Genomic DNA, 26,360 nt, shown 5'->3' on the forward strand with positions numbered 1-26,360 from the left:
CCCTCACCCCCCACCCGGCCCCTCCCGGGCCGGTGATCACGAAGTTGTTGCGCGCGACACCGGCGGGTCACGGCAACAACTTCATGATCAGCGGGGGTCAGGCGGAGGCGCGTTCGACGAGTTGGGTGTCGAGGAGGATGTGGGGGGCGGGGAGTTCGTCGCCGCGGATCCGGGCGACCAGCAGCTGAGCCATCTGCCGGCCCATCTCCTCCACCGGCTGGAACACGGTGGTCAGCGGCGGGTCGGCCTGCCGGGCGACCGGCGCGTCGTCGAAGCCCACCACCGCCACGTCCTCGGGCACCCGCCGGCCCGCCTCGCGCAGCGTCCGCAGCGCGCCGAACGCCATCAGGTCGGAGGCGACGAAGACCGCGTCCAGCTCGGGGCAGACCTCCAGCAGCCGCCGCATGCCGGCCGCCCCGCTCTCCTCGCTGAAGTCCCCGTACGCCACCAGGTCCGGGTTGACCCCGCCCCCGGCGGCCCGGATCGCCTCCGTGTAGCCGGTCAACCGGGCCAGGCCGGCGCCCATGTCCTGGGGGCCGGCGATGGTGGCGATCCGCCGCCGCCCCCGGCCGGCGAGGTATTCCACAGCGCGGCGGGCGCCGCCGACGTTGTCCACGTCGACGTACCAGGCCGGCTGGGCGCCCGGCTGCAGCATCCGGGCCGGGCGGCCGCCGAGCACGGCGGGCAGACCGCGCTCCTCGAGCAGGGTGGGCAGCGGGTCGGAGTCGTGCAGCGACAGCAGCAGCACCCCGTCGACGTGCTGGTTGGTCAGGTGGTGCTCGACCCGTTCCCGTTCCACCGGAGACTGCGCCATGGCCAGCCAGAGCTGCATCGGCGTCTCCAGCAGCGCGGAGCTGATGCCGCGCACGATGCCGGCGAAGAACGGCTCGGTGAAGACCCGGTCGCCGGATTCGGAGACGACCAGCGCGACGGAGTCGGTGCGCTGGGTGACCAGGGCGCGGGCGGCCCGGTTCGGCACGTACCCCAGCTCGGCGATGGCCTGCTGCACCGCGGCCCGGGCCTCCGGGCTCACCTGGGGCGACCCGTTGACCACGCGGGACACCGTCCCGCGGCCGACGCCGGCGCGGGCGGCGACCGCGTCGAGGGTCGGGCGGCCGAGCGACCGGGTGCGCTGCGTTGTCATGGTCTGCTCCTCCGACGTCGGGCGGACCCGGCGCACCTCGCGTGAGGTGGCGCCGGGACCGCCCGGTGCTGGCTGGTCCTCGCTATTGTGCGGCCAGACCGTTGCGTCGGATCACCTCGGCGTACCACCTGGCGCTGGACTTGGGGATGCGGGCCTGGCTGTCGTAGTCGACGTAGATCATGCCGAACCGCTTGGTGTAACCCCAGGCCCACTCGAAATTATCCATCAGCGACCAGGCGAAGTAGCCGCGCAGGGGCACCCCGGCGCTGATCGCCTCGTGGGAGGCGCGCAGGTGGGCGTCGAAGTAGGCGAGCCGGTCGGTGTCGTCGACCTGCCCGTCGATCACCGCGTCGACGAACGCCGAGCCGTTCTCGGTGACGTAGAGCGGCAGGTCCGTGTACTCCTCGTGCACCCGGCGCAGGGTCTCCACCAGGCCCGGCGCGTCGATCTCCCAGTCCATGTCGGTCACCGGCACGCCCCGGGTGACGAACCGGACGTCCTCGCTGCCCGGCCAGCAGGACGGCGACCGCCAGTACTTCTCCGGCGCGACGCCCGCCACCGGGGCGGCCACCACGTGCCGGCTGTAGTAGTTGATCCCGACCAGGTCCAGCGGGGTGGAGATCACCGCCAGGTCTCCGTCGCGTACGTGCCCGAAGTCGGTGACGGTGGCCAGGTCGGCCTGCAGGTCGGCCGGGTACGACCCGCGCAGCAGCGGGTCCAGGAAGAAGCGGTTGGCCAACCCGTCGATCCGCCGCGCGGCGTCCGCGTCGGCGGGCGAGTCGCTGGCCGGGGTGACCGGGTAGAGGTTGACGGTCACCCCCACCTCGGCCGACGGCCGGGACGCGCGCAGCGCCTGCACGGCGAGGCCGTGGCCGAGCATCAGGTGGTGCCCGGCCCGGACCGCGTCCGCCCCGTTGGAGCGGCCCGGGGCGTGCGCGCCGGAGCCGTAGCCGAGGAACGCCGAGCACCACGGCTCGTTGAGCGTGGTCCAGTACCGCACCCGGTCGCCGAGGGCGTCCGCGACGAGGTGGGTGTAGTCGGCGAACCGGCCCGCGGTGTCCCGGGCCGGCCAGCCGCCGGCGTCCTCCAGCGGCTGCGGCAGGTCCCAGTGGTAGAGGGTGAGCCACGGCTCGATGCCGTGGGTCAGCAGCCCGTCGACCAGCCGCCGGTAGAAGTCCAGCCCCTCGGCGTTGGCCGGGCCGGAGCCGCCGGGCTGCACCCGCGGCCAGGAGACCGAGAACCGGTACGACTTCAGCCCCAGTTCGGCCATCAGCGCGAGGTCGGCGTCGAGCCGGTGGTAGTGGTCGCAGGCCACGTCGCCGGTGTGCCCGGCGACCACCCGCCCCGGCGTGTGGCTGAAGGTGTCCCAGATCGACGGGGTCCGGCCGCCCTCGGCCGCCGCGCCCTCGATCTGGTACGCCGCGGTGGCGGCGCCCCAGAGGAAGCCGGGCGGGAAGGTCAGCGGCGGACGCTCGTCGAGCACGCCGAGGGCGGGTGGGGTGGCGGGGTTGCTCACGACTTGACGGCGCCTTCCATGATGCCGCCGATGATCTGGCGGCCGAAGATGATGAACACGATCAGCAGCGGCAGAGTCGCCAGCGCGGTGCCGGCGAACAGGGCCACGTAGTCCGTCTGGTACGGCCCGGACGAGAGGATCTTCAGGGAGTACTGCACCGTCGGGGTGTCCGGGGTGAGCACGATGAAGGGCCAGAGGAACTCGTTCCAGGTCTGCATGAAGGTCAGCAGGCCGAGGACCGCCGCCGCCGGCCGCAGCCCGGGCAGGACCACGTTCCAGTAGATCCGCCAGGTGGAACAGCCGTCCAGCCGGGCTGCCTCGATCAACTCGTCGCTGATCGCGGACATGGCGTACTGGCGCATCATGAACACGCCGAAGCCCTGCACCAGGAACGGCACGATGACCGCCTGCAGGGTGCCGGTCCACTCCAGCTCGACCATCATCATGTAGAGCGGGATGACGCCGAGCTGGGTCGGCACCATCATGGTCAGGATGATCACCAGCAGCAGCGCGTTGCTGCCCCGGAACTTCAGCTTGGCGAAGGCGAAGCCCGCCAGGCTGGAGAAGAAGATCACCGAGATGGTGACCACACTCGACACCACCGCCGAGTTGACCAGGCCGTAGACGAACGCCGCGTCCTCGTTGGCCAGCATCCGGTCGATGTTGTTGAACAGCTGGTCGCCGGGGACCGGCGGCATCTCGTAGACCGCGCTGTTGTCCCGGGAGGCGATGATGAACGACCAGATGATCGGGAAGACCGAGAGCACCGAGCCCATGATCAGCGCGAGGTAGGTCAGCGGGCTGGCCTGCCAGAGCTGAGCGCCGGGCACCCGCCTGCGCCGGCGGCGCTGCGGGACCGGCGGGGGTGGGGTCACCGACCGGGGAAGGGTCTGCGCGGTGGTCACTTCTTCTCCCCCTTCACCGAGCGGCGTACCAGCGCGAAGTTGATCAGCGCGAAGATGATGATCATCATGAACAGCAGCCAGGACATCGCCGAGCCGTACCCGTACTCGGCGTTGCCGGTGAAGGTCTGCTCGTAGATGTACATGGCCAGGGTCTGGAACTGGTGGTCGGCGCCGCCACGGACCAGACCGAACCCGTACATCAGCGGCTCGGTGAAGATCTGGAAGCCACCGATGGTGGAGATGACGACCGTGAAGAGGATCGTCGGCCGGATCAGCGGCACGGTGATCGTCCAGAACTGCCGCCAGGCCGAGGCGCCGTCCAGCGCTGCCGACTCGTACAGGTCCTTGGGGATGGCCTGCATGGCGCCCAGGTAGATCAGCGCGTTGTAGCCGGTCCACCGCCAGTCGACCATGAACGAGATCGCGAACCAGGAGGCGTAGCGGTTGTCCCGCCAGGCGATCGGATCGAAGCCCACGGTGCCGAGCAGCCAGTTGATCAGGCCGTACCGGTCCGCGAAGATCAGCGCGAAGATGATCCCGACCGCCGCCACCGAGGTGATGTTGGGGATGAGGATGCCCATCCGCAGCACGGTGCGGGCCCGCATCTGCCGGTTCAGCAGGTTGGCGAGGAGCAGCGCCACGACGAGCTGCGGCACGGTGCTGAGGACGAAGATGCCGACGGTGTTGTACGCCGCGTTCCAGAACTGGGCGTCCGCCATCAGGACGCGGTAGTTCTCCAGGCCCGCGAACTCCTTGGTGCCGCTGAGCAACTCGTAGTCGAAGAGCGAGACGTAGACGGTGTAGAGGACCGGGAAGAGGCCGAAGACCCCGAAGAGGACGAAGAACGGAGCGATGTAGAGGTACGGGGAGTACTTGATGTCCCAACGGCCGAGTCGGAACGACGGGCGCCGGTGTTGCGGGGTGGACTGGGGCGGGGAGGCGGCAGCCGATGGTGGCACCGCGCCGACGGTGGAACTCATTGCGGGTCCTTCCGGAAGGTGGGCGTTGGTGACCTCGGCGCAGGTCGCCGTCGGGCGTCCGCGGGGTCGGCGCCCACACCCGGGCCGGGTGTGGGCGCCGCCGCCGGTCCGCGGGCACCTGACGCCCGCGGACCCGGCAGGTCACCGGCGACTCAGCTGGCCGCCTTCTTGGCCTCGTCCATCGCCTTCTTCCAGGCCGCGTCGGAACTGAGCCGGCCGCGCTCGGCCGCCTGCATCTGCGGCTCGACGATGGTCTCCCAGATCTGCTGGTGCTTGGCGCCGAGGAAGACCGGCTTCATGTTCTTGACGCTCTCCCCGAAGATCTTGCCGGTGGGGGCGCCGCTGAAGTACTCGCTGGTCTTGTCCTTGAACGCCGGGTCCTCGAGGCCGGCGATGTCGGACGGCATGGCGCCCGCCTCCTTGAACGCCGCCAGGTGCCCCTCCTTGCTGGTCAGGTACTTGGCCAGCAGGTACGCCTCCTTCGGGTGCTTGGTCTGGGCCGGAACGGCGAGGTACGACCCGCCCCAGTTGCCGCCACCGCCGGGAATCCTGGCGATGTCCCACTTGCCGGCGTTCGCCGGGCCGGAGCGCTGGGCGATGACGCCCTCGGTCATCCAGGCCGGGCAGGGCAGGGTGGCGAAGGCGGAGTTCTTGAAGGCCGCGTCCCAGTCGGCGCTCCACCGCTGCGCCTTGGCGGTGAGGCCGTCGGCCGCCATCTGCAGGCCCATGTCCCAGGTCTGCTTGACCACCGGGTTGGTGTCACCGATGAACTTGTTGTCCTTGTCGAAGAAGAACGTCTCGGAGTTCTGCATGACGTGCGGCTGCATCAGGCTGGTGGCGCTGTCCAGCCAGGCCGCCTTGACCTTGCCGCTGGCCTTGAACTCCTTGCCCAGCGCGATGTAGTCCTGCCAGGTGCTCATCCGCTGGGAGACCTGTTCGCGGTCGGTGGGCAGGCCCGCCTGCTGGAACAGGTCCTTGCGGTAGCACATGGCCAGGCCGCCGACGTCGGTGCCGAGCCCGATCAGCTTCTTACCGTCCGGCGTCAGCGCGTTGTTCCACTTCCACTCGGGGAAGTTGGCCTTCAGCTCACCGGCGCCCAGGTCGAGCAGGTTGGTGAACTTGTCGTGGTTCTGGACGTACCCGAGCAGGACGCCCTCCTCCAGACCGACCACGTCGCCGGCCCCGCTGCCCGCGGCGAGCCACTGCACCAGCTTCGGCTGGAAGTCGCGCAGCTCGCCCATCTTCTGGTGCTCGACCTTGATGTTCGGGTTGGCCGCCTCGAAGTCCTTGATGGCCTGGTCGTAGCCGAAGTTCTGGAAGGTCTGCAGGACCAGCTTGACCTGCCCGCCCTCGCCGCTTGCCTCGTCGTCGTTCTTCTTGCTGCACGCCGTGCTGCCAAGGGCCACGCCCACGGCGAGCGCGGCGACCGCGACAGTGCGGAATCGGCGCCCGATGACGCTCATCCCTGACCCCTCTCAGGTGGTGGTTCGTGTGGTGGGTTGCGGATGCCTGACGCTGGTGCGTCGGTGCTGGCTTCCGGAGGTGTTCCAGGCTCGTGTGAGGTCCACCCGCCGCCGAGCCGGGCGCCGAGCGAGTGCGCACCCGTCGGGAGCGCTCCCATGAGATTGCTGGGGTGTGTCGAGAGTGTCAATAGGTCGATGGGAGCGTTCCCAGATCGTTACCGCGTCAGCGGAAGGCGCCGCGCGCCGCGGGTGGTCGCGCTCAGCAGAAGCGGCGCAGCAGGGTGTCGGCCCGACCCGGGTCGAAGGCGGCCGGATCGAAGCGGTCGCCCACCCACTCCCGCATCGACCGGTGCTCCGGATGACGCGGGTCGGCCAGCGCGGCCAGCAGGGCGTGGTAGCCGACCGGGCCGCCGATGTCCTCCGGCGGGCAGGCCCGCGCGCCGTCCAGGCAGGACGGATAGCGCACCTCCGGGTCGGCGGTCACCGCGTCCTCCACCACCAGGTCGTGCTCCCACCAGTCGCCGAAGTCGTACGTGTAGTGGAACCGGCTGCCCTTGCCCACCACCGCGTCGAGGCGGACGTCCAACTCGTCGGCGAGCGCCAGTTCGCCGTCCGGGTCGGGCTCGCCGTACTGGCGGCCGTCGATCTCGAACGAGTGCAGGTGGCAGTCGCGCCAGCCCATCCCGTGCTGCACCACCCGGTGCAGCCGGTCGAGGGTGTAACCACCGGGGACGAGCACCCGGCGCCAGACCGTCGGCCGGACCCCGGCCAGGGAAATCTTCAGCTGGAAGATCTGACGCGGCATGCTGTTCCATCCTCCCTCGGCTTAGGCTTGCCAGCATGATCTGCCGAGCGTGCCGGGCGAGGCGGCACGACGACTGTCCGGGCCGGAACTGGTGCGACTGCCAGCACCGTACCCCCCGGCCCACCCCTCCGGTCACCGGTCCGGCCAGCGAATGAGCGTCAAAATCCCGATTTCCCGGCTCTGGCCCGCACCGCACCCGCAGCCCCTCGACGACGACGCGCTGATCGCGCTCTACCCCCGGGGCGACCACCCGCGCCTGCGGGTGAACTTCGTGACCAGCGTCGACGGCGCGGTCAGCGTCGACGGCTACTCCGCCGGGCTCTCCGGCGAGCCGGACAAGCGGGTCTTCGGGCTGCTGCGGATGCTCTGCGACGCGCTCGTGGTGGCCGCCGGCACGCTGCGCCACGAGGGCTACCGGGCGGTCCGGCTGAGCCCGGAGCGGCGGGCCTGGCGGCGCGCGCACGGGCTGGCCGAGTACCCGACGCTGGTGGTGGTCTCCGGCGCGCTCGACCTCGACCCGGCACAGGCCGCGTTCGCCGACGCCCCGGTCCGCCCGGTGGTGCTCACCCACGCCGGCGCCGCCGCGCCACCCGGGCTCACCGAGGTCGTCGACCTGGTGCGCTGCGGCACGGAGACGGTCGACCTCGCCGCCGGCCTGGCCGAGCTGCGCCGCCGCGGCCACGACCAGCTGCTCTGCGAGGGCGGCCCGCGGCTGTTCGGCGCGCTGACCGCGGCCGGCCTGGTCGACGAGGTCTGCCTCACTGTCGCCCCGCTGCTCGCCGGCCCCGGCCCCGGCCGGATCACCGCCGGCGACCCGAGCCCGGTGCGGCAGCTGCCGCTGCGGCACGTGCTCGCCGCCGAGGACGGGGTGCTGCTGCTGCGCTACGCCCGGGACTGACGCCGGGCCGGGAGACGGCCGGCCGCCAGTCCGCCGGCGCCGGGCGCCGAAGGCCACGTCACGGCCCGGAGGTTCACCCAGGGCAGCTGCCCGGTCCCGGTCGGTGAAGGCCGCTCCTTCTCCCCGTGGCGTCCGCCGCGTCGCGTGGCGACCTGTCGTACTCCTCGGGCAGGATGCAGGGCGTGCCTCCCCACCCCGATGACCAGCCGACCGGAGTTGCGATGACCGACGACGACGTCGACGGCCCCGGCGAGGGGGTCGGCCGGGTGCTGGGCACCGCCGACGCCACCCCGCTGCAGTTCTGGACGGCGGTCTCCCCCGGCAGCTACCTGCAGCTCGACGACGTGGTGGTGACCCGGCGCGAGCTGCCCGACCGCGAGCCGGTGACCATCGCCGGGGTGGTCACCCAGGTGCGCGCCCGGCACGAGGGCGCCCAGTTCGACTCCGACGTCTTCGCCATCGCCGACGGCACCCTCCCCGCGCAGGTGCAGGAGGCGGCCGAGATCACCACCACCCGGGTCGACCCCGAGCTCTACGTGCCGCCGTCGCCCGGCGCGGTCGTGCACCGTGCCGAGGGCGACGCGCGGGCCCGCGCGCTGCACTTCGACCGGATGGAACGGCGGATCCCGATGGGCATGGGCCGCGACGGGGTGCCGGTCTACCTCAACGCCGACTTCCTCGACGGCACCCGGGGCGCGCACGTCTCCATCTCCGGCATCTCCGGGGTGGCCACCAAGACCAGCTTCGCCACCTTCCTGCTCTACTCGGTGTTCCGCTCCGGCGTGCTGGGCGGCGACGCGGTCAACGCCAAGGCGCTCATCTTCAACGTCAAGGGCGAGGATCTGCTCTTCCTCGACCACCCCAACACCCGCCTCGACGACGGCACCCGCGCCGGCTACGCCCGGCTCGGGCTCACCGCCGGCGCCTTCCCCGACGTCCGGGTCTACGCCCCGCCGCGGGTCGGCGACTCGTCCGGCACCCCCGACGTGAGCAGCCGGCTCACCGGGGTCGACAGCTTCTACTGGACGCTGAGCGAGTTCTGCGCCGACCGGCTGCTGCCCTACGTCTTCGCCGACGCCGACGACGAACGCCAGCAGTACACGATGGTGGTGCACTCGGTCGCCGCCCACCTGGCCCGGCACGCCCAGCCCGCCGACGGCGGGGTGAGCCTCGACGGCGTCCGGCTCGGCTCGTACGCCGACCTGGTCGACCACGTCGTCGAGCAGCTCAACGACGACGAGACCCGCTCGGAGTGGGCCGGCAGCGCGGTCGGGCTCGGCACTGTCAACGCGTTCGCCCGGCGGCTGATCGGCAGCAAGAAGGACCTCTCCCGGCTGATCCGGGGCGACCTGGCCACCCGCCGGCCGCACTCGATCAACACCGCCGAGAGCGCCCAGGTCACCGTGGTCGACCTGCACAACCTGCCGGACCGCGCGCAGCGGTTCGTGGTCGGCGTGACGCTCAAGAGCGAGTTCGAGCGCAAGGAGAAGGCCGGCACCGCCAAGCCGCTGCTCTTCGTGGTGCTCGACGAGCTCAACAAGTACGCCCCCCGCGAGGGCTCCTCGCCGATCAAGGAGGTGCTGCTCGACATCGCCGAGCGGGGCCGGTCGCTCGGGGTGATCCTGATCGGCGCCCAGCAGACGGCGAGCGAGGTGGAGCGGCGGATCGTCACCAACTCGGCGATCCGGGTGGTCGGCCGGCTCGACCCGGCCGAGGCGTCCCGCCCCGAGTACGGCTTCCTGCCCCCCGCCCAGCGGCAACGCGCGCTGCTGGCCAAGCCCGGCACCATGTTCGTCAACCAGCCCGACATCCCGGTGCCGCTCTGCCTGGAGTTCCCCTTCCCCGCCTGGGCGACCCGGGTCTCCGAGGCGGGCCGGGCCCCGTCCGAGACGTTGCGCTCGATCACCCAGTCCGCCGACCCGTTCGCGGTGGTCGGCTCGGGCGGCGGCGCCGACGACGATATCCCGTTCTAGTGTCCCGAGTCGTTGATCCGTTACCAAAGTTGGTTAGGCTGTGGGTATGCCGCGAACGGGTCGCCCGAAAGCCGAGCTTGTGTTGTCCGATGTGGAACGTGAGACGTTGCTGTCGTGGTCGCGTAGGGCGAAAACGGCGCAGGCGTTGGCGTTGCGGGCGCGGATTGTGTTGGCGTGTGCGGAGGGTACGACGAACAAGGACGTCGCCGCGGCGTTGGGGGTGTGGCCGCAGACGGTGAACAAGTGGCGGGCCAGGTTTGTTCGTGACCGGCTGGAGGGCCTGTCGGACGAGTCGCGCCCGGGCGCGACTCGGAAGATCACCGATGAGCAGGTCGAGGCGGTGATCGTGAAGACACTCGAAGAGGCGCCGACCAACAACGACACGCACTGGTCGACACGGTCGATGGCCAAGGCCGTCGGGTTGAACCAGACCGCGGTCTCTCGGATCTGGCGGGCGTTCGGCCTCAAGCCGCATCTGGTGGACACGTGGAAACTGTCCAAGGACCCGCAGTTCATCGAGAAGGTCCGCGACGTGGTCGGGTTGTATCTCGACCCGCCCGACAAGGCCATGGTCCTCGCGGTCGACGAGAAATCCCAGATGCAGGCGTTGGACCGCAGCGCGCCGACGCTGCCGATGATGCCGGGTGTGCCTGGGCGGCAGACCCACGACTACATCCGGTACGGCACCACCAGCCTGTTCGCGGCGCTGGACGTGGCCACCGGCAAGGTGATCGGCCAGCACCAGCGCCGCCACCGGCATCAGGAGTTCCTGCGGTTCCTCAAGACCATCGACGCGAACACTCCGCCCGAGTTGGATCTCCATCTGATCTGCGACAACTACGCCACCCACAAGACCCCGGCGATCAGGACCTGGCTGGCCGCGCATCCCCGCTTCCACCTGCATTTCACCCCGACCTCGGGCAGCTGGCTCAACCTGGTCGAGCGCTGGTTCGCCGAACTGACCCGCCGCAAACTACGCCGCAGCAGCCACCGCAGCGTCAAGGACCTCGAAACTGACGTCAACGCCTGGATCGCCGCATGGAACGAAGACCCCAAGCCCTTCGTATGGGTCAAGACCGCCGACGAGATCCTGGACAACCTCGCCAACTACTGCACCAGAATTAATCAACTCTCCAACGACTCAGGACACTAGGGGGGCGAACGCGTGAAGATCCTGCACACCTCGGACTGGCACGTCGGCAAGGTCCTCAAGGGGCAGTCGCGGGCCGAGGAGCACAAGCAGGTGCTGGCCGGGGTGATCGACATCGCCCGGGCCGAGCGGCCCGACCTGGTCATCGTCGCCGGTGACCTCTACGACACCGCGGCGCCGACGCCCGAGGCCACCCGGCTGGTCACCCGGGCGCTGACCGCGCTGCGACGTACCGGCGCCGACGTGGTCGCCATCGGCGGCAACCACGACAACGGGCAGGCCCTGGACGCGCTGCGCCCCTGGGCCGAGGCCGCCGGCATCACCCTGCGCGGCGGGGTCCGCGACAACCCCGACGAGCACGTCGTCGACGGCACCACCGCGGGCGGCGAGCGGTGGCGGCTGGCCGCGCTGCCGTTCCTGTCCCAGCGCTACGCGATCCGCGCGGTGGAGATGTACGAGCTGACCGCCGCCGAAACCACCCAGACGTACGCCGACCACCTGGGCCGGGTGCTGGGCCGGCTCACCGAGAGCTTCACCGAGCCCGACCGGGTGCACCTGGTCACCGCGCACCTGACGGTGGTCGGCGCGGCCACCGGCGGCGGCGAGCGGGACGCGCACACCGTGCTCGGCTACGCGGTGCCGGCGACGGTCTTCCCGGGCACCGCGCACTACGTGGCGCTCGGCCACCTGCACCGCTCGCAGCGGGTGCAGGGGCCGTGCCCGATCCGCTACAGCGGCAGCCCGCTGGCGGTGGACTTCGGCGAGCAGGAGAACGTCCCGTCGGTGACGCTGGTCGAGGTGACCGCGACGACGGCGGCGCAGATCCGCGAGGTGCCGGTCGCCGCGGCGACCCCGCTGCGGACGGTCCGCGGCACGCTGGCCCAGCTCGCCGAGATCGACGCCCCGGAAGGCTGGCTGCGGGTGTACGTCCGGGAGCAGCCGCGCGCCGGGCTCCGCGAGGAGGTGCAGGAGCTGCTGCCCCGGGCGCTGGAGATCCGGATCGACCCGGAGCTGGTGCCGGCGCCGGGCAGCGGCACCCGGGTCGCCCAGCGGGCCGGCCGTTCCCCGAGCGAACTCTTCGCCGACTACCTCAGCAGCCGGGGGCACGCCGACGACGGAGTCCGGGAGCTCTTCGACGAGCTCCTCGAGGAGGTCGAGCACTGATGCGCCCGATGCGGCTGGACATGGCCGGCTTCACCGTCTTCCGCGACGAGACCACCGTCGACTTCACCGACGCCGACTTCTTCGCCCTGGTCGGCCCGACCGGTTCGGGCAAGTCGACGGTGCTGGACGCGATCTGCTTCGCCCTCTACGGCACGGTGCCCCGCTGGGGCGGCGCCCGTGGCCTGGCCAACGCCCTGGCGCCGTCGGCCACCGAGGCCCGGGTCCGGCTGGTCTTCGAGTCCGGCGGGGCCCGCTACGTGGCCACCCGGGTGGTGCGCCGGGACGGCCGGGGCAACGTCAAGACGGCCAACGCCGGCCTGCAGCTGATGCCGGCCGGGTTCGACGTCACCAAGCTGGACACCGGGCTCAGCCCGGAGGATCTCGGCGAGGTGGTGGCCGGCACGCCGGCCGAGATGGACGAGGCGGTGCTGGAGGCGGTCGGGCTGCCGTACGAGCAGTTCACCAGCTGCGTGGTGCTGCCGCAGGGCCAGTTCGCCGACTTCCTGCACGCCAAGCCGGCCACCCGGCAGCAGATCCTGGTCAACCTGCTCGGCCTCGGGGTCTACGAGGAGGTGCAGAAGAAGGCGACCGCGCGGGCCGCGCAGGCCGAGGCGCGGTTGGAGACGGTCGACCAGCTGCTCGGCGGGCTGACCGACGTCGACGACGCCGCGCTGGAGGCGGTGACCGCGCAGGTCGACCGGCTACGCGAGCTGGCCGGGGCGGTGGCCGCGGCCGTACCGGAGCTGGACGCGGCCCGGGCCACGGCCCGGCAGGCGCAGGCGGCGCTGGCCGCCCTCGACGCCGACCTGGCCGTGCTCGGCGCGGTGCGGGCGCCGGCCGGCGTGGCCGAGGTGGCCCGGGCGGTGACCGCCGCGCGTGCCGACGCCGACGCGGCGGCCAGCGCGGTGGCACTGGCCGAGGAGCGGGAGGAGAAGCTCCGGGGCGAGCTGGCCGCCGCCGGCGACGAGAGCGCGCTGCGGCTGCAGCTCAAGGCGTACGCCGACCGGGAGAAGCTGGCCGGCGAGGCGGAAGCGGTCCGGGCGGCGCTGGCGGTGGCCGGGGCCGAGCACGACGCGGCCGTGCGGGCGCTGGCCGAGGCGCGGGCGGCGGCCGAGCGGGCCGAGGAGGAGTTGGCGGCGGCGTTCCAGGCGCACGAGGAGGCGAAGGCCACCGACCAGGCGGTGGCGCTGCGGGCGCACCTGACCGACGGTGACGCCTGCCCGGTCTGCGAGCAGGTGGTGGCCACGGTGCCGGCGGTGCCCGCCGGTTCGGCGGTGGCCCGCGCGGTGGCGGCCGGCAAGGCCGCCCGGGCGGCCAGCGAGGCGGCCCGGCGGCTGGTGCAGGAGCGCGACACGGCGGCCCGCGACCTGGAGCGGGTGCTGGTGCAGGCCCGCGCCCGGCAGGACCAGCTGGACGGCCGGTTGGCCGAGCTGGACGCCCAGCTCACCGGGGCCGCGACGGCCGAGGCGCTGCGGGACCGGCTCGCCGAGCACGCCCGGCTGCGGCGGTCGCTGGAGGAGGCGGGCGGGGCGGTCCGCGCCGGCCGGGAGTCGGCCCGCAAGGCCCGGGGCGCGGTGGACGCCGCCGAGCAGCGGCTACGCGCGGCGTGGCGGGCGTTCGACGCGGCCCGGGACGGGCTGGCCCGGTTCGGCCCGCCGGTGACCGACCGGGAGGACGTCGCGGCGGCCTGGACCACGCTCACCGACTGGGCCGGGGCCGAGGCGGAGCAGCGCCGGGCGGAGCGGGCCGGGCGGGTCACGGCGGTGGCCGAGGCCGAGGGGGTCGCCGACGCGGCGACCGAGCGGATCGCCGGCCTCTTCGCCGCCGCCGGGCTGCCGGCCGCCGACGACCCGGTCCGCGCCGCCGCGGTGGCCGTCGAGCGGGCCGAGGCCGACCGGCGGCAACTGGTGCAGCGGCGGGAGCAGGCGGCGGGGCTGCGCGAGCAACGCGCCGGGCACGAGCGTGAGGCGCAGGTGGCCCGGGCGCTCGCCGGGCACCTGCGGGCCAACAACTTCGAGCGGTGGCTGCTGGCCGAGGCGCTGGACCTGCTGGTCGACGGCGCCTCCGGGATCCTGCGCGACCTCTCCGGCGGCCAGTACGACCTGGTGCACGACAAGGGCGAGTTCTTCGTCGTCGACCACCACGACGCCGGGCTGCGCCGGGGCGTGCGCACCCTCTCCGGCGGCGAGACGTTCCAGGCGTCGCTGGCGCTCGCGCTGGCGCTCTCCGAGCAGCTGGCCGGGATGTCCACCACCGCGGCGAGCCTGGAGTCGATCGTGCTGGACGAGGGCTTCGGCACGCTCGACGCGGCCACCCTGGACACGGTGGCCGCCACCCTGGAGAGCCTGGCCGCCCGGGGTGACCGGATGGTCGGCGTGGTCACCCACGTGCCGGCGCTGGCCGAGCGCATCCCGGTCCGGTTCGAGGTACGCAAGGACGCCCGGTCGGCGCGGGTGGAACGGACCGGCCGGTGACCGCCCGGTTCTTCGTCGACGCGTGGGATCCCGCGTACGGGGCGTCGTTCGAGGCGTCGGCGTCCGGGCCGGCCGCGCCGAGCAGCGCCCAGGTCGACCCGGACGCCGAGCTGCCGGCGGTGGACTGGCGGGCCATCGACGTGCGCCCGGGTCTGCGCGCGCCGGACGTGGTGCTGCTCGTCGACGGGGTACGCCGGATCGACGCCAGCGTCTGGACGGCGGAGGCCGACGGCAGCTCCTTTCCCGGCCTGGCCGCCTCCTACGCCGCCGGGGTGGTCCGCTGCGACCTGCAACGGGGCGCAGCGCAGCTGGCCGGCACCCGGGTGGGCCGGGGCCTGTTCACCGCGAGCCCCTCGGCCGAGGACGTGGTGGCCGGGCGGGTCCGCTATCCGGTGCACCGGGTCAGCGGCACCGGTGAGCTGGCCAAGCTGCCGGCGGCCGTGCAGGGTCCGCTGACCGCGCTGGAGGTGGAGGTCTCCGGCGCCGCCCGGGTCGACGGCGACCTGCTGGTGGTGGACGGTCCACTGCGCAACCGGCGGCAGCTGCCCCGCACCCTCGGCTACATCAAGACCCAGCACAGTCAGTACCTGGACGCCCGGCTCACCGCGGTGGTCACCGGCCTGGCCGCCGGCCAGCGCTCCCCCGTGTTCCGGCTCGGCACCGCCTGGGGCGGCTGGTCCTGGTACCTGCGGTTGCCGGTGGCCGCCGGGGCGCCCTGGGCGGGCATCGTCCGGATGGAGTGCTCGGCCGACCTGACCATCGAAGAGGCGGTCGAGCTGGCCGACCTGTCCCTGGTCACCCTGCCCCGGTTCGCCTCCACGCCGTACAAGGACCCGCGGGCCCCGCAGAACCTGATCCCGATCGCCGGCCTGGAGCGCCGGCTGCGGGCGCTGCTCGGTGACTCCCGGCTGCTGCACCGGGCGCTGACCGCCGCCGCCCGCCCCGCCGCCCGCCGCCCCTGATCCCGCGCCGACGGGCGGCGCGCGCGGCGGAGGACCGACGCGGGATGCGGGACGTCGGCGTATCCGACCGGCCGGGACACCCCGGGTTCCCGCGAACGGAGTCGATCAAGCGGGCGAGGCCGCGCGGGTGGGGTACGGGACGGCCGGCGGCGGGTCGCCGGGATACTGGGCGGCATGGGGCGCAGGCGGGCCGGGGACCGGGTGGTGGAACAGGTCGACACCGGGCTCGCCGAACTGACGCCGGACCCGGACCGGGCCGGCTCGTGGACCCTGCTGCTGGACGGCGCGCCGCAGTCGCACGTCGACCTGGCCGACCCCACCCACCTGGAGTTCGAGTACGTCCGCCGGCTGGCCGCGGCGATCGACCTGGTCGCGCCGGCCGGCGCCCCGCTGCGGGTGCTGCACCTGGGTGGCGGCGCGCTGACCCTGCCCCGGTACGTCAGCGCCACCCGCCCGGGCTCGACCCAGCGGGTGGTCGAGGTGGACGGCGCGCTGGTGGACCTGGTCCGGCGGGTGCTGCCGTGGCGCGCCGACCCGCGGCTGCGGGTCCGGGTCGCCGACGCCCGGGCGGTGCTGGCCGGGACCCGCGAGGCCAGCTGTGACCTGGTGGTCGCCGACGTCTTCGCCGGTGCCCGGACCCCGGCCCACCTGACCTCCGTCGAGTACGCCGCCGAGGTGGCCCGGGTGCTGCGGCCGGCGGGCTGGTACCTGGCCAACGTCGCCGACGGCCCGCCGCTGCGGTACGCCCGCGGCCAGCTGGCCACGGTCCGTTCGGTGCTGCCCCGGGCCTGCCTGGTCGGGGACGCGGCCGTGCTGCGCGGGCGGCGCTACGGCAACCTGGTGCTGGTGGCCGGCCGGGTGGAGCCGCCGGTGCCGGAGCTGACCCGGCGGGCCGCCGGGGACTGGTTTCCCGGCCGGGTGCTGGCCGGGGCGGAACTGGACCGCTTCGTCGGCGGCGCCCCGGTGGTGCGGGACGCCGGCGCCACCGCCTCGACGCCGCCACCGCCCGGGATTTTTTCCGTCCGCCGTTGATCCGTTCGGCCCGGCGCTGCGTACCACCGGGCGGCCATGCCCGTGGGGGGAGGGCCGATGTCATCGGACACCCGGAGGTCTGCATGCATGCGGTGGCGGTCGGCTGGCACGGCGACTCGGTGCGGGCGGACTGGATGTCGGCGCGGTCCCAGTCGCGCTCGACCCGGTCCGCACGTGGGGTCGACGCCCGCCCGTCGCCTCGCCAGAATGACCCGGTGACGCCGCGACCGGCGCCGGGACGCCACCAGGCGGCGTCGTCCGAGGCCGCTCACTCCGACCAGTTGATCCGGCTGCTCTACGCCGAGCACGCCGGCCCGCTGCTGATGTTCGTCATGCGGCTGACCGGTGGGGACCGGCAGCGCGCGGAGGACATCGTGCAGGAGACCCTGCTGCGGGCCTGGCGCAACGCGCACCGGCTGGGGGCGCAGGGGCAGGGGTCGCTGCGGCCCTGGCTGGTCACCGTGGCCCGCCGGATCGCCATCGACGAGCACCGCAGCGAGCAGGCCCGGCCCGCCGAGACGTACGACCGGGACCTGACCGCGTTCGCCGAGGCGGACAGCACCGACCGGGTGCTGCGCACGATGACCGTGGCGGACGCGCTGCGTACGCTGAGCCAGTCGCACCGGGAGATCCTGGTGGCCACGTACTTCCGGGGCCGGACGGTGCCCGAGGCGGCGGAGGAGCTGGGGCTTCCGCTGGGCACCGCCAAGTCGCGGGTCTACTACGCGCTGCGCGCGCTGCGCACGGCTCTGCAGGAACGGGGGGTGACGGAATGAGCCGGGCGGACCACATGGACGTCGCGGCGTACGCGCTGGGCGTGCTGGACGAGCAGGACACCGAACGGTTCGAGGAGCACCTCGCCACCTGCTGGGCGTGCGCCGCGGAGCTGGAGACCATGGTCCCGGTGGTCGGGCTGCTCTCCGGCATCGACGGCGAGACGATGTCCGCGCTGGAGCAGACGCAGACCGACCCGGCGCTGCTGGACCGCACCCTGGTGGCGGTCCGGGCCGACCGGCGGCGTACCCGGTTCCGGCAGTTGCTGGCCACCGCGGCCGCCGTGGTGGTGCTCGGCGGCCTGACCGGGATCGGCTTCGCCAGCGTGGTCGAGCGGGACGACGCCCCGCCGGACGTGATCGCCGGGCCGACCACCGGCGCCCCGCCCACCCCGCCGGACGGGACGCGCTCCGCCGGCCCGAACGAACCGGGCTTCGGCGGCAACGAGGAGGAGGGCGACCGGCACGACGTGGTGGACCCGAGCACCGGCGTGAAGTCGACGTTCTTCGTGGTGTCCAAGGAATTCGGCACCCGGGTCAACTTCAGCCTCTCCCGGCTGCCCGGGCCGCGGATCTGCCGGCTGGTGGTGGTGCGCAAGAACGCCACCACCGAGGTGATCTCGACCTGGTCGGTGCCGGGCGGCGGGTACGGCACCAACACCAACCCGCAGCTGCTGACCCTGTCGGCGGCCACCTCGACGCCGGTCGACGACATCAAGCAGTTCCAGGTGCAGTCGGTGGACGCGAACGGGGTAGCCAGCCCGCTGGTGACCGTACCGGTCTGACCGTGGACGCCGATCGGCGCCGGCCAGCGACAATGGCCGGCGCCGATCGGTCGTTGGTTTTTCGGAAATGGCGATCGTCGATGGCGCACACGCATCCGGAGCGCGCCCGGTTCAACCATTCCTTGTGAAATTGGCCACGGATCCGATTTCAACCTTGACAGCCCTCGTGCCGTATTACCCGGTGAACTGCCAAGCATGAGGAGGGCACGTGGCACAGATGAAGCGGACCGTCATCGTCGCGAGCGCGATGGTCGCACTTACGGCCTGCGCTCCCGCGGGTTACGACGGGGCGAACCAGAGCGCGGCCGAGCCGGTCGCCGTCGCCGCGGCCGAGCCCACCGCGACGGCTGAACCGGAGGCGTCGGCATCGGCGGAGGCCCCGGTGGCCGACGCGCCGCCGCCCGCCGACGTCGAACTCACCGACCGGCTCATCGGCAAGAAGGTCGCCCGGATGGGCAGCGTGGTCACCGACCAGGACGGGTGGATCCTGTACCGCTTCGACAAGGACACCAACGACCCGGCGGCGTCCAACTGTGTCGACAAGTGCGCGGAGGTCTGGCCGCCGGCGCTCACCGACGGCAACCCGCAGCTCAACGGCGTCTCCGACGACAAGGTCGGCACCGTGACCCGGCAGGACGGCACCCGGCAGATCACCCTGGACGGCTGGCCGCTCTACCGCTACATCGGCGACAAGAAGCCCGGCCAGTGGAAGGGCCAGGGCGTCGGTGGCACCTGGTTCGTGGTGGCGCCGGACGGCAAGAAGAACCTGACCTGCCTGCCCACCGGCACGCCGAAGCCGGTGGCCCCGCCCTCGGACGACCAGGGCGCGCAGGGCGGCGACTCCGGCTACTCGTACTGACCCACTCCTGGGCCCGGTGGCCGGTCGCAGCCGGGGAGGGCGCGGCCGGTCACCGTCGTCGGTCGGGTCGGCGGCACCGGTCGCCGGTCCGGGCGAACCGGGAGCGGGCCCGGGTCGGTGGCGCGCCGACGCCAGCAGGCGCTGCCCACCGGCACTCCCGAACCCACGGTCGGCATTCCGGCCGGCCCACTGTCGGAGGGAGCACCGCCGACGCCACGCGCGTCGGCGGTGCCGTGTGTCACCCGGACCGGCCGTGGCAGCATGTCCCGGTGACCGAACCCACCGCGCGCCGGGCGCTGCGCCCGCCGGCCGGCTACCGGCTGGCCGCGTCGGTGCGGGCGCTCACCTTCAGCCCGTACGACCCGTGCGCCCGGATCGCGGACGGCGCCTTCTGGTGGGCCGCCCGCACCCCGGTCGGGCCGGCCACCCTGTCCCTGCGTCCGGCCGCCGGTGAGCTGGTCGCCGAGGGGTACGGCCCCGGCGCCGACTGGCTGGTGGACCGGGCGGACGCGGTGGCCGGGCTGCGCGACGACCTCACCGGCTTCGCCGCGCTCGCCGCCGCCCACCCGGTGGTGGCCCGGCTGGCCGCGCAGCACCGGGGGCTGCGGATGCCGGCCACCGGGCTGGTCTTCCCCCGGCTGCTGCGGGCGGTCTTCGAGCAGAAGGTGACCGGCAAGGAGGCCTACCGGGCGTACGCGGCGACGGTGCGCCACTTCGGCGAGCCGGCGCCCGGCCCGCTGCCGCTGCTGCTCCCGCCGGAGCCGGCCGCCGTCGCGGCCACCCCCTACTGGGTGTTCCACCCGTTCGGGGTGGAGCAGCGCCGGGCCGAGACGCTGCGCCGCGCGGCCGCCGCCGCGGACCGGTTGCAGCGGTGCGCGGACGCCGCCGAGGCGACCCGCCGGCTCACCGCGATCGCCGGCATCGGCCCGTGGACCGCCGCCGAGGTGGTCCGGGTGGCGTACGGCGACCCGGACGCGGTCAGCGTCGGCGACTACCACATCCCGAACACGGTGGCCTGGGCGCTGGCCGGGGAGCCGCGTGGCGACGACGCCCGGATGCTGGCCCTGCTGGAGCCGTTCCGCGGGCACCGGGGTCGGGTCTGCGTGCTGCTGGAGGCCGGAGGCGTCCAGGCACCGAAGTTCGGTCCCCGCGCCCCCATCCGCTCCTTCGCCCGGTTCTGACGGCCAGCTCCGGCGACCGGTGCGGACGGCTGGTCCCGGGCGACCGGTGCGGGCGGCTGGTCCCGGGCGACAGGTGCGGGCGGCCGCTGCCGACCCGGACCCGGGTCGGGCGGCCACGGCGGACCGGGCGGGCCACGGCCGGGGGCAAGATCACGCGCACCGGCGCGAGCCGTCGCGGCGGTGTCAGCGGCGGGCGCAGAGCCGGCGCAAAGTGCGCCCCAGCCACCAGGCGTACGCGTGCTGGAAGAGCCGGCCGGCCGGACCGGCCGCGCGCATGAGGAACCCGCCGGGGCGGCTGAACGCCACCACCTCGAACCAGACCCGGCCGACGGCATCACGGCCGACCACGAACGCCTCCTCGCCCCGCGCCGGGTGCCCGGGCAGCGTGCCGTACCCGAAGCCGGCCCGGTCCGCGTCGTCGACGGCCCAGACCACCTGGCAGGGCGCGGCCATCCGGAGCGGGCCGACGCCCAGCCGGGAGACGACCCGCACCCCGGGCTCGGCGCGGGCGGCGTCGGTGTCCATCCGGATCCCGGCGGACCGGTGCACGCGCCAGGAGAGCACTGCCGCGCCGGCGGCGGCGAAAGCGCCGTCCGGCAGCCGGACCCGGTGCCGCACGTGCCGCCAGCCGGCCGGCAGCCGGCCGTCCCGGGTGGCGCCGACGTGCGGATAGGTCAGTGCCGACACGTGCACCCCCAGGCTCGACGGATCACCGCCAGCCTACGGGCGCGCCGGGCTCGCCCGCCGGGAACGTGCGTCTCAGGCGGCCTCGCGCAGGTCGGCCAGTTCGAGGGGGGTACGCCGGCGCAGCAGCTCCTCCAGTTCGGCCACCGAACCGGCCTCGCCGAGCACGTTCTTGCCGCCACCGAACTGCCGCGGGTAGCGGTGCACCAGCCGGTAGCGGTACCGGCCCCGGATCAACTCGACGGTGACCCGCCAGCGACCACAACACCCGCAGACCCACTCGGACACCCCGCGAAAGTAGCTCTGAGCTGCGGTTATCTGATTCGGCCGGCGGGGCGGATGGGGGACGGGGGCGGACACGCCGCCCGCGTACCGGCGGTGATCTGCCTCACCGTTGTCGGTGCCGTCTGGTTGACTGGTCGCCGTGGAGCTGCCGATCAATCCGCCGGTCGAGCCGATGCTGGCCAAGAGCGTCCCGAAGATCCCCGCCGCCGCCGGGATGACCTACGAACCGAAGTGGGACGGCTTCCGGTGCATCGTCTTCCGCGACGGCGACGAGGTCGAGCTGGCCAGCCGGGGCGGCAAGACGATGACCCGCTACTTCCCCGAGGTGGTCGAGCAGGCCCGGCGGCAGCTGCCCGAGCGGTGCGTGGTCGACGGCGAGCTGATCGTGATCCGCCGCGACGGGCCGGGCGGCCAGCCCCGGCTCGACTTCGAGCTGCTGGCCCAGCGCATCCACCCGGCCGCCTCCCGGGTGAAGCTGCTCGCCGAGACCACCCCGGCCGACTTCGTCGCCTTCGACCTGCTCGCGCTCGGCGACGAGACGTTGCTCGATGCGCCCTACCCGCAACGGCGGGCCCGGCTGGAGGCCGCGCTCGCCGGGGTGCGCCCGCCGGTGCACGTCACCCAGATCACCACCGACCCGGACACCGCGCACCGCTGGTTCGACGTCTTCGAGGGCGCCGGCCTCGACGGGCTGATCGCCAAACCGGCCGACCTGCCGTACGAGCCGGGCAAGCGGCTGATGTTCAAGGTCAAGCACGCCCGCACGGCCGACGTGGTGGTGGCCGGCTTCCGCTGGCACAAGTCCGGCCCGGTGGTCGGCTCGCTGCTGCTCGGCCTCTACGACGACGCCGGCGTGCTGCACCACGTCGGGGTGTGCGCGTCGTTCACCATGGCCCGCCGGGCCGAGCTGCTGGACGAGTTGGCGCCCTACCGGGACGCCGGCGCCGAGCACCCGTGGGTGCACGGCGACCACGAGCGGGGCCAGCGGATCCCGGGCGGGGTCAGCCGGTGGACCGGCACGAAGAACCTGGAGTGGGAGCCGCTGCGTCCCGACCTGGTGGTCGAGGTCGGCTACGACGCGATGGAGGGTGACCGGTTCCGGCACACCGCCCAGTTCGTCCGCTGGCGGCCCGACCGCGACCCCCGCTCCTGCGGCTACGACCAGCTCGACCGCCCGATCCGGTTCGACGTCGACCAGGTGCTGCGCGGTGACCCGGCGGCGACCGTCGGGTCCGCCGCTGGCTCCGCGTAGCCTGGCCGTCGACCCGATCACGGAGGCTCGCTCGTGACCCGCACTTCCGACCGGATCCGCCGGTTCCGGCTCACCCTGGCCGGGCTGGTCGGCGCCGCGTTGATCGCCGCCGGCTGCACCCTCCCGGCGCTCGCGCCGCGTACGGACACCGACGGGGCCGCCGCGCCGGGCACCGCGCCGACCTGGCGGGCCTGCCCGGAGGTGGCCGAGGACCTGGTCGGGCGGGGCGCCCCGGGCATGCGCTACGAGTGCGCCCGGATCGCGGTGCCGCGCAACTGGGGCGCCGGCACCGGGGCCACCGCCGGGCCGGGCGTCGGCGAGACCTTCGAGATCGCGCTGCTGCGGGCCCGCTCCACGAAGCAGCGCGACCGGATCGGTTCGCTGCTGGTCAACCCCGGGGGCCCGGGCGGCTCCGGTGTGGACACCGCCGTCTACCTCTCCTTCGGCCCGGCGTTCGGCGGCCTGCCGGCGTCGGTGACCGACCGCTTCGACATCGTCGGCTTCGACCCGCGCGGGGTGTCCCGGTCCAGCCCGGTGAAGTGCATCTCCGACGCCGACCTGGACGCCAGCTTCGGCTACGACCCCGATCCGGAGAGCCAGTCGGCGTTCGACGGGTTCGTGACGCTCAGCCAGCGGATCGGGCGCGGCTGCGGCGAGCGCTACGGCGACCAGCTGCCGCTCTACGGCACCGAGCAGGCCGCCCGGGACATGGACGCGGTGCGCGCCGCCGTCGGCGACGACAAGCTGACCTATCTCGGCTACTCCTACGGCACCCTGCTCGGCGCCACCTACGCCCAGCTCTACCCGCAGCGGGTACGCGCCCTGGTGCTGGACGGCGCGGTCGACCCGAAGCTGGGCCTGATCGCCGGCTCGGAGAGCCAGGCCAAGGGCTTCGAGCGGGCGTTCGACAACTTCACCCGGTGGTGCGCCGCCAACGCCGGGCGCTGCCCGATCGCCCCGGACGCCCGGGCCGCGGTCACCTCGGCGATCGACAAGGCACGGGTCTCCCCGGTGCGGGGCACCGACGGGCGGGAGGCGACCCCGGGCTGGGTCTTCTACGCGGTGATCTCCTCGCTCTACACGGAGTCCGGGTGGCAGGAGTTGGCCCGGGCGATCGAACGGCTGGAGGGCGGCGACCCGGAGCAGGTGTTCCGCCTCGCCGACGCGTACGCCGGCCGCGAGGAGGACGGCCACTACACGAACCTCTTCGACGCCAACCTGGCGGTGAACTGCGCCGACGAGGAGGAGAAGCCGAGCCGGGAGCGGATCCGCCAGTTGCAGTCGCAGTGGCGGGAGAAGTACCCGCTGTTCGGCCCGGCGCTCGCCGTCGGCATGCTCTCCTGCACCGAGTGGCCCGGTGGCCGCGACCCCTACCCGACGGGTCGGGCCGAGGGGGCGCCGCCGATCGTGGTGGTCGGCACCACCGGCGACCCGGCGACCCCGTACGAGCAGACCGGGGCGCTCGCCGCGATGCTCGGGGTGGGCCGGGTGCTGACCTGGGAGGGCGAGGGGCACACCGCCTATCCGCAGACCGCCTGCATCACCGCTGCCGTGGACGCCTACCTGATCGACCTGACCGTTCCCCGGGCGGGGCTGCGCTGCCCGGCCCGCTGACCGGGCGTTCCGCCGGCAGGTCCGGCAGCTCGATGCCGTGCCGGGTGGCGATCTCCTCCAGCAACGCCCGCATCCGGCGTACGTCGGCCTTGAGCTGCTCCTGCTCCTCGTGCTCGAAGGCGTCGTCGTCGACGATGAGCTGGCTGGCGAAGTGCGCGGTGATCAGCGGGATGACCAGCAGCACCATGGTGGAGATGAGCAGCGCGGCCAGGGTACGGCCGGCCCAGCTGGTGGGTGAGATGTCGCCGTAGCCGACGGTGGAGGCGGTCACCACCGCCCACCAGACGGCGTCGGCGGGGCTGCGATTCTCCACCTCGCCGTAGATGACGCCGGCCACCACGATCATCAGCAGGTACGAGGTGATCAGCGTCCGGGGCGAGTTGGCGAACCAGACCAGCCCCCGGTAGATCCACCGGAACGGCAGCAGCAGGGCGTCCATGTCGCATCATGTTGCCCGGTGGCGGCAACCGGTGCCCGCCCATCGGCACAGGTCGCTGTGCCAGGCTCGGGGCATGAGCGAAGTGATCTTCCGGGAGGCGGTCCGGGCCGATCTGCCCGCCATCGTCGCCCTGCTCGCCGACGACGTGCTCGGCAAGGCGCGCGATCACGCCGAGGTGGACGCGGCGTACGAGAAGGCGTTCGCCGACATCACCGCCGACCCGCGCAACCAGCTGATCGTGGCCGACGCCGGCGGCGAGTTGCTCGGCTGCATGCAGCTGACCTACATCCCCGGGCTCGGCCGGCACGGCGCAGAGCGACAGCTGATCGAGTCGGTGCGGGTCCGCTCGGACCGGCGCGGCCAGGGGCTCGGCCGGACGATGATGATCTGGGCGATCGACCAGGCGAAGCGGCGGGGCTGCGCGCTGGTGCAGCTCACCACCGACAAGACCCGGCACGACGCGCACCGCTTCTACCTGGGCCTCGGCTTCGTCGCCAGCCACGAGGGCATGAAGCTGCCGCTCTGACGGCTCCCCCGCGGCGGGGAGGTGGTTCCCCCGGCGGCGGGGTGTCCGGCCCTCCTCGGCCGGCGAGGCTGGAACGGTCGCCGAGGAACGGAGTCCGTCATGACCAGCGCAACCGCCGTCGCCCCCGCCCCGTCCCGCCATCCCAGGGACGGGCGGCCGGCCCCCCGGTGGGCGGTGCGGACCGCCCACCTGATCCCGCTGCTCACCCTCCCGTCCGGGTTGTGGCGCATCGCGCTGGTGGCCGGCGTACCGCTGGGCACGGTGGGCGTGGACGGGCCGATCCGGGGCTGGCTGGCCGTCTACATCGTGTCGCTGAGCGTGCTCTCCGAGGCGCTCGCGCTGCTCGCGATCGGGCTGGTCCGGCCGTGGGGCGAGACCTTCCCGCGCTGGCTGCCGCTGGTCGGCGGCCGGCGGGTGCCGCCGGCGTTCGCCGTCACCGCGGCCACCGCGGGCGCCGTCGCGCTCATCCTGATCTGGGGGTACGCCGCGGTGAACATGGTGCTGCGCGACGTGACGGGCTTCACGCCGGGTGGGTTCGCACTGGTGGCGGTCTGCTACGCACCGCTGCTGCTGTGGGGGCCGCTGCTGCTCGCCCTCACCGCGGCCTACCACCGGCGCCGCTGCCAGGACTGAGACCGGACGGACCGGGCCGGGCCGGACGGCGGGTTCGCACCGTGGGCCGGTGCGAACCCGCCGCGGCTCAGTCGTCGACCAGGTGGCCGTCGCGCAGGGTGAGGACGCGGTCGGCCAGGTCGATCAGGGCGGCGTCGTGCGTGGCGACCAGGGCGGTCATCCCCCGGGCGTGCACCACCGCGCGCAGCAGGTCCATGATGGACCGGCCGGTCTCCGAGTCGAGCTGGCCGGTGGGCTCGTCGGCGATCAGCAGGTCCGGCTCGTTGGCCAGGGCCCGGGCCACCGCCACCCGCTGCTGCTGGCCGCCGGAGAGCTCGTACGGCCGCTGGGCCGCGTGCCCGCCGAGGCCGACCAGCTCCAGCAGCACGGCCACCCGCTCCTCCCGCTCCGCCGCCGGCACCCGGGCCAGCCGCAGCGGCACCCCGACGTTCTCGGCGGCGGAGAGGATCGGGACCAGCCCGAAGGTCTGGAAGACGAACCCGATGGTGCCCCGGCGCAGCTCCAGCAGCTCCCGCTCGCCGGCGCTGGTCACCTCGTGCCCGGCCACCACCACCCGGCCGGCGTTCGGCCGGTCCAGCCCGCCGACCAGGTTCAGCAGCGTGGTCTTGCCCGCCCCGGAGCGGCCCCGGACGGCGACCAGCTCGCCGCGGCCGGCCCGGAACGAGACGTCCCGGACGGCGTGCACGGCGTGCTCGCCGCGCCCGAAGGTCCGGCTGAGCCCCTCCACCCGGACCACCTCGTCGGTCGTCACCGCGCTCCCGCCGGCGGCCTGGCCCTGCACCACGACGTCCTCGCTCATGCCGCCACTCCGCTCCGCCGCGCGCCGCCACCCGGCGGCGTCGCGCCGAATCCGATGATCCACT

General features: G+C 73.6%; 25 protein-coding genes. 15 read left to right on the top strand and 10 right to left on the bottom strand.

The features are described 5' to 3' along the window. Nucleotides 1-97 precede the first annotated feature (97 nt). From DLJ47_RS26040 to DLJ47_RS26065, 6 genes are all read right to left on the bottom strand, one after another. Nucleotides 98-1,144: a LacI family DNA-binding transcriptional regulator gene (locus tag DLJ47_RS26040; RefSeq protein ID WP_109903774.1), complete on the bottom strand. Its 1,047-nt coding sequence runs from the start codon at nucleotides 1,142-1,144 to the stop codon at nucleotides 98-100. An 82-nt stretch (nucleotides 1,145-1,226) separates the two neighbouring features. Then, complete coding sequence (locus DLJ47_RS26045; RefSeq protein WP_109903714.1) at nucleotides 1,227-2,660, bottom strand: GH1 family beta-glucosidase; 1,434 nt, start codon at nucleotides 2,658-2,660, stop codon at nucleotides 1,227-1,229. Continuing rightward, nucleotides 2,657-3,436 (bottom strand): carbohydrate ABC transporter permease, encoded by a 780-nt coding sequence (locus tag DLJ47_RS26050; protein ID WP_109903776.1) that lies wholly within the window; start codon nucleotides 3,434-3,436, stop codon nucleotides 2,657-2,659. Before DLJ47_RS26050 ends, DLJ47_RS26045 begins: the two co-directional genes overlap by 4 nt. A gap of 125 nt (nucleotides 3,437-3,561) precedes the next feature. Further along, entirely contained in the window at nucleotides 3,562-4,545 is a 984-nt protein-coding gene (locus DLJ47_RS26055) for a carbohydrate ABC transporter permease (RefSeq protein ID WP_109903716.1), read from the bottom strand. Between the two features lie 152 nt (nucleotides 4,546-4,697). Next, nucleotides 4,698-6,008, bottom strand: a complete 1,311-nt coding sequence (locus DLJ47_RS26060) for an extracellular solute-binding protein (RefSeq protein ID WP_109903718.1) — start codon at nucleotides 6,006-6,008, stop codon at nucleotides 4,698-4,700. Nucleotides 6,009-6,267: 259 nt separating this feature from the next. Next, complete coding sequence (locus tag DLJ47_RS26065) at nucleotides 6,268-6,813, bottom strand: plasmid pRiA4b ORF-3 family protein (protein WP_109903720.1); 546 nt, start codon at nucleotides 6,811-6,813, stop codon at nucleotides 6,268-6,270. Nucleotides 6,814-6,964: 151 nt separating this feature from the next. Here DLJ47_RS26065 and DLJ47_RS26070 point away from each other — a divergent pair, with 151 nt between their 5' ends. The 11 genes from DLJ47_RS26070 (at nucleotide 6,965) to DLJ47_RS26120 (ending at nucleotide 20,064) form a co-directional block, all read left to right on the top strand. Then, a complete protein-coding gene (locus tag DLJ47_RS26070) occupies nucleotides 6,965-7,711 on the top strand; it encodes a pyrimidine reductase family protein (RefSeq protein WP_109903722.1) in 747 nt (248 codons plus the stop codon). Between the two features lie 221 nt (nucleotides 7,712-7,932). Next, a complete protein-coding gene (locus tag DLJ47_RS26075) occupies nucleotides 7,933-9,684 on the top strand; it encodes an ATP-binding protein (RefSeq protein ID WP_109903724.1) in 1,752 nt (583 codons plus the stop codon). 46 nt (nucleotides 9,685-9,730) lie between these two features. Further along, nucleotides 9,731-10,837, top strand: coding sequence for an IS630 family transposase (locus tag DLJ47_RS26080; protein ID WP_109903726.1), 1,107 nt, complete (start codon nucleotides 9,731-9,733; stop codon nucleotides 10,835-10,837). A 12-nt stretch (nucleotides 10,838-10,849) separates the two neighbouring features. Next, nucleotides 10,850-11,998, top strand: coding sequence for an exonuclease SbcCD subunit D (locus DLJ47_RS26085; RefSeq protein WP_109903728.1), 1,149 nt, complete (start codon nucleotides 10,850-10,852; stop codon nucleotides 11,996-11,998). Continuing rightward, complete coding sequence (locus DLJ47_RS26090) at nucleotides 11,998-14,472, top strand: AAA family ATPase (protein WP_109903730.1); 2,475 nt, start codon at nucleotides 11,998-12,000, stop codon at nucleotides 14,470-14,472. The genes DLJ47_RS26085 and DLJ47_RS26090 overlap by 1 nt, the downstream gene beginning before the upstream one ends. Then, nucleotides 14,469-15,434 carry a hypothetical protein gene (locus DLJ47_RS26095; protein WP_109903732.1) on the top strand — a complete coding sequence of 322 codons (966 nt, stop codon included), beginning with the start codon at nucleotides 14,469-14,471 and terminating at the stop codon, nucleotides 15,432-15,434. Before DLJ47_RS26090 ends, DLJ47_RS26095 begins: the two co-directional genes overlap by 4 nt. A 174-nt stretch (nucleotides 15,435-15,608) precedes the next feature. Continuing rightward, complete coding sequence (locus tag DLJ47_RS26100) at nucleotides 15,609-16,466, top strand: spermidine synthase (RefSeq protein WP_109903734.1); 858 nt, start codon at nucleotides 15,609-15,611, stop codon at nucleotides 16,464-16,466. Between the two features lie 83 nt (nucleotides 16,467-16,549). Then, nucleotides 16,550-17,242, top strand: coding sequence for a sigma-70 family RNA polymerase sigma factor (locus DLJ47_RS26105; RefSeq protein WP_088995274.1), 693 nt, complete (start codon nucleotides 16,550-16,552; stop codon nucleotides 17,240-17,242). Then, entirely contained in the window at nucleotides 17,239-18,024 is a 786-nt protein-coding gene (locus tag DLJ47_RS26110) for an anti-sigma factor family protein (RefSeq protein WP_109903736.1), read from the top strand. Before DLJ47_RS26105 ends, DLJ47_RS26110 begins: the two co-directional genes overlap by 4 nt. Nucleotides 18,025-18,232: 208 nt before the next feature. Beyond that, nucleotides 18,233-18,883, top strand: coding sequence for a COG4315 family predicted lipoprotein (locus tag DLJ47_RS26115; protein ID WP_109903738.1), 651 nt, complete (start codon nucleotides 18,233-18,235; stop codon nucleotides 18,881-18,883). Nucleotides 18,884-19,152: 269 nt separating this feature from the next. Continuing rightward, nucleotides 19,153-20,064, top strand: coding sequence for a DNA-3-methyladenine glycosylase family protein (locus DLJ47_RS26120; protein WP_109903740.1), 912 nt, complete (start codon nucleotides 19,153-19,155; stop codon nucleotides 20,062-20,064). A 183-nt stretch (nucleotides 20,065-20,247) separates the two neighbouring features. Here the strand turns inward: DLJ47_RS26120 and DLJ47_RS26125 are convergent, their stop codons facing one another. Continuing rightward, nucleotides 20,248-20,751, bottom strand: coding sequence for a DUF1990 family protein (locus tag DLJ47_RS26125; RefSeq protein ID WP_109903778.1), 504 nt, complete (start codon nucleotides 20,749-20,751; stop codon nucleotides 20,248-20,250). 72 nt (nucleotides 20,752-20,823) lie between these two features. Further along, nucleotides 20,824-21,036 carry a hypothetical protein gene (locus tag DLJ47_RS26130; protein WP_109903742.1) on the bottom strand — a complete coding sequence of 71 codons (213 nt, stop codon included), beginning with the start codon at nucleotides 21,034-21,036 and terminating at the stop codon, nucleotides 20,824-20,826. A gap of 136 nt (nucleotides 21,037-21,172) precedes the next feature. Between DLJ47_RS26130 and DLJ47_RS26135 the strand changes: the two genes are divergently transcribed. Both DLJ47_RS26135 and DLJ47_RS26140 read left to right on the top strand, forming a co-directional pair. Further along, on the top strand, nucleotides 21,173-22,285 hold the full coding sequence (locus DLJ47_RS26135; protein WP_109903744.1) for an ATP-dependent DNA ligase: 1,113 nt from the start codon (nucleotides 21,173-21,175) through the stop codon (nucleotides 22,283-22,285). Between the two features lie 54 nt (nucleotides 22,286-22,339). Further along, nucleotides 22,340-23,899, top strand: coding sequence for an alpha/beta hydrolase (locus DLJ47_RS26140; RefSeq protein ID WP_233258027.1), 1,560 nt, complete (start codon nucleotides 22,340-22,342; stop codon nucleotides 23,897-23,899). Here the strand turns inward: DLJ47_RS26140 and DLJ47_RS26145 are convergent. Beyond that, the gene (locus tag DLJ47_RS26145) at nucleotides 23,826-24,338 is read right to left on the bottom strand and encodes a potassium channel family protein (RefSeq protein WP_109903748.1); all 513 of its coding nucleotides are present in this window, start codon (nucleotides 24,336-24,338) and stop codon (nucleotides 23,826-23,828) included. The two genes, DLJ47_RS26140 and DLJ47_RS26145, sit on opposite strands and share 74 nt — an antisense overlap. Nucleotides 24,339-24,411: 73 nt before the next feature. Here DLJ47_RS26145 and DLJ47_RS26150 point away from each other — a divergent pair, with 73 nt between their 5' ends. Both DLJ47_RS26150 and DLJ47_RS26155 read left to right on the top strand, forming a co-directional pair. Next, nucleotides 24,412-24,864 carry a GNAT family N-acetyltransferase gene (locus DLJ47_RS26150; RefSeq protein ID WP_109903750.1) on the top strand — a complete coding sequence of 151 codons (453 nt, stop codon included), beginning with the start codon at nucleotides 24,412-24,414 and terminating at the stop codon, nucleotides 24,862-24,864. A 99-nt stretch (nucleotides 24,865-24,963) separates the two neighbouring features. Further along, entirely contained in the window at nucleotides 24,964-25,497 is a 534-nt protein-coding gene (locus tag DLJ47_RS26155; RefSeq protein WP_109903752.1) for a hypothetical protein, read from the top strand. Nucleotides 25,498-25,564: 67 nt separating this feature from the next. On the opposite strand, the gene DLJ47_RS26160 is transcribed toward DLJ47_RS26155, so the two are convergent. Then, nucleotides 25,565-26,296, bottom strand: coding sequence for an ABC transporter ATP-binding protein (locus DLJ47_RS26160; protein ID WP_109903754.1), 732 nt, complete (start codon nucleotides 26,294-26,296; stop codon nucleotides 25,565-25,567). Nucleotides 26,297-26,360: the final 64 nt, after the last annotated feature.

It is taken from the genome of Micromonospora sp. S4605 (genome assembly GCF_003176715.1).
Lineage (GTDB): Bacteria > Actinomycetota > Actinomycetes > Mycobacteriales > Micromonosporaceae > Micromonospora > Micromonospora echinaurantiaca.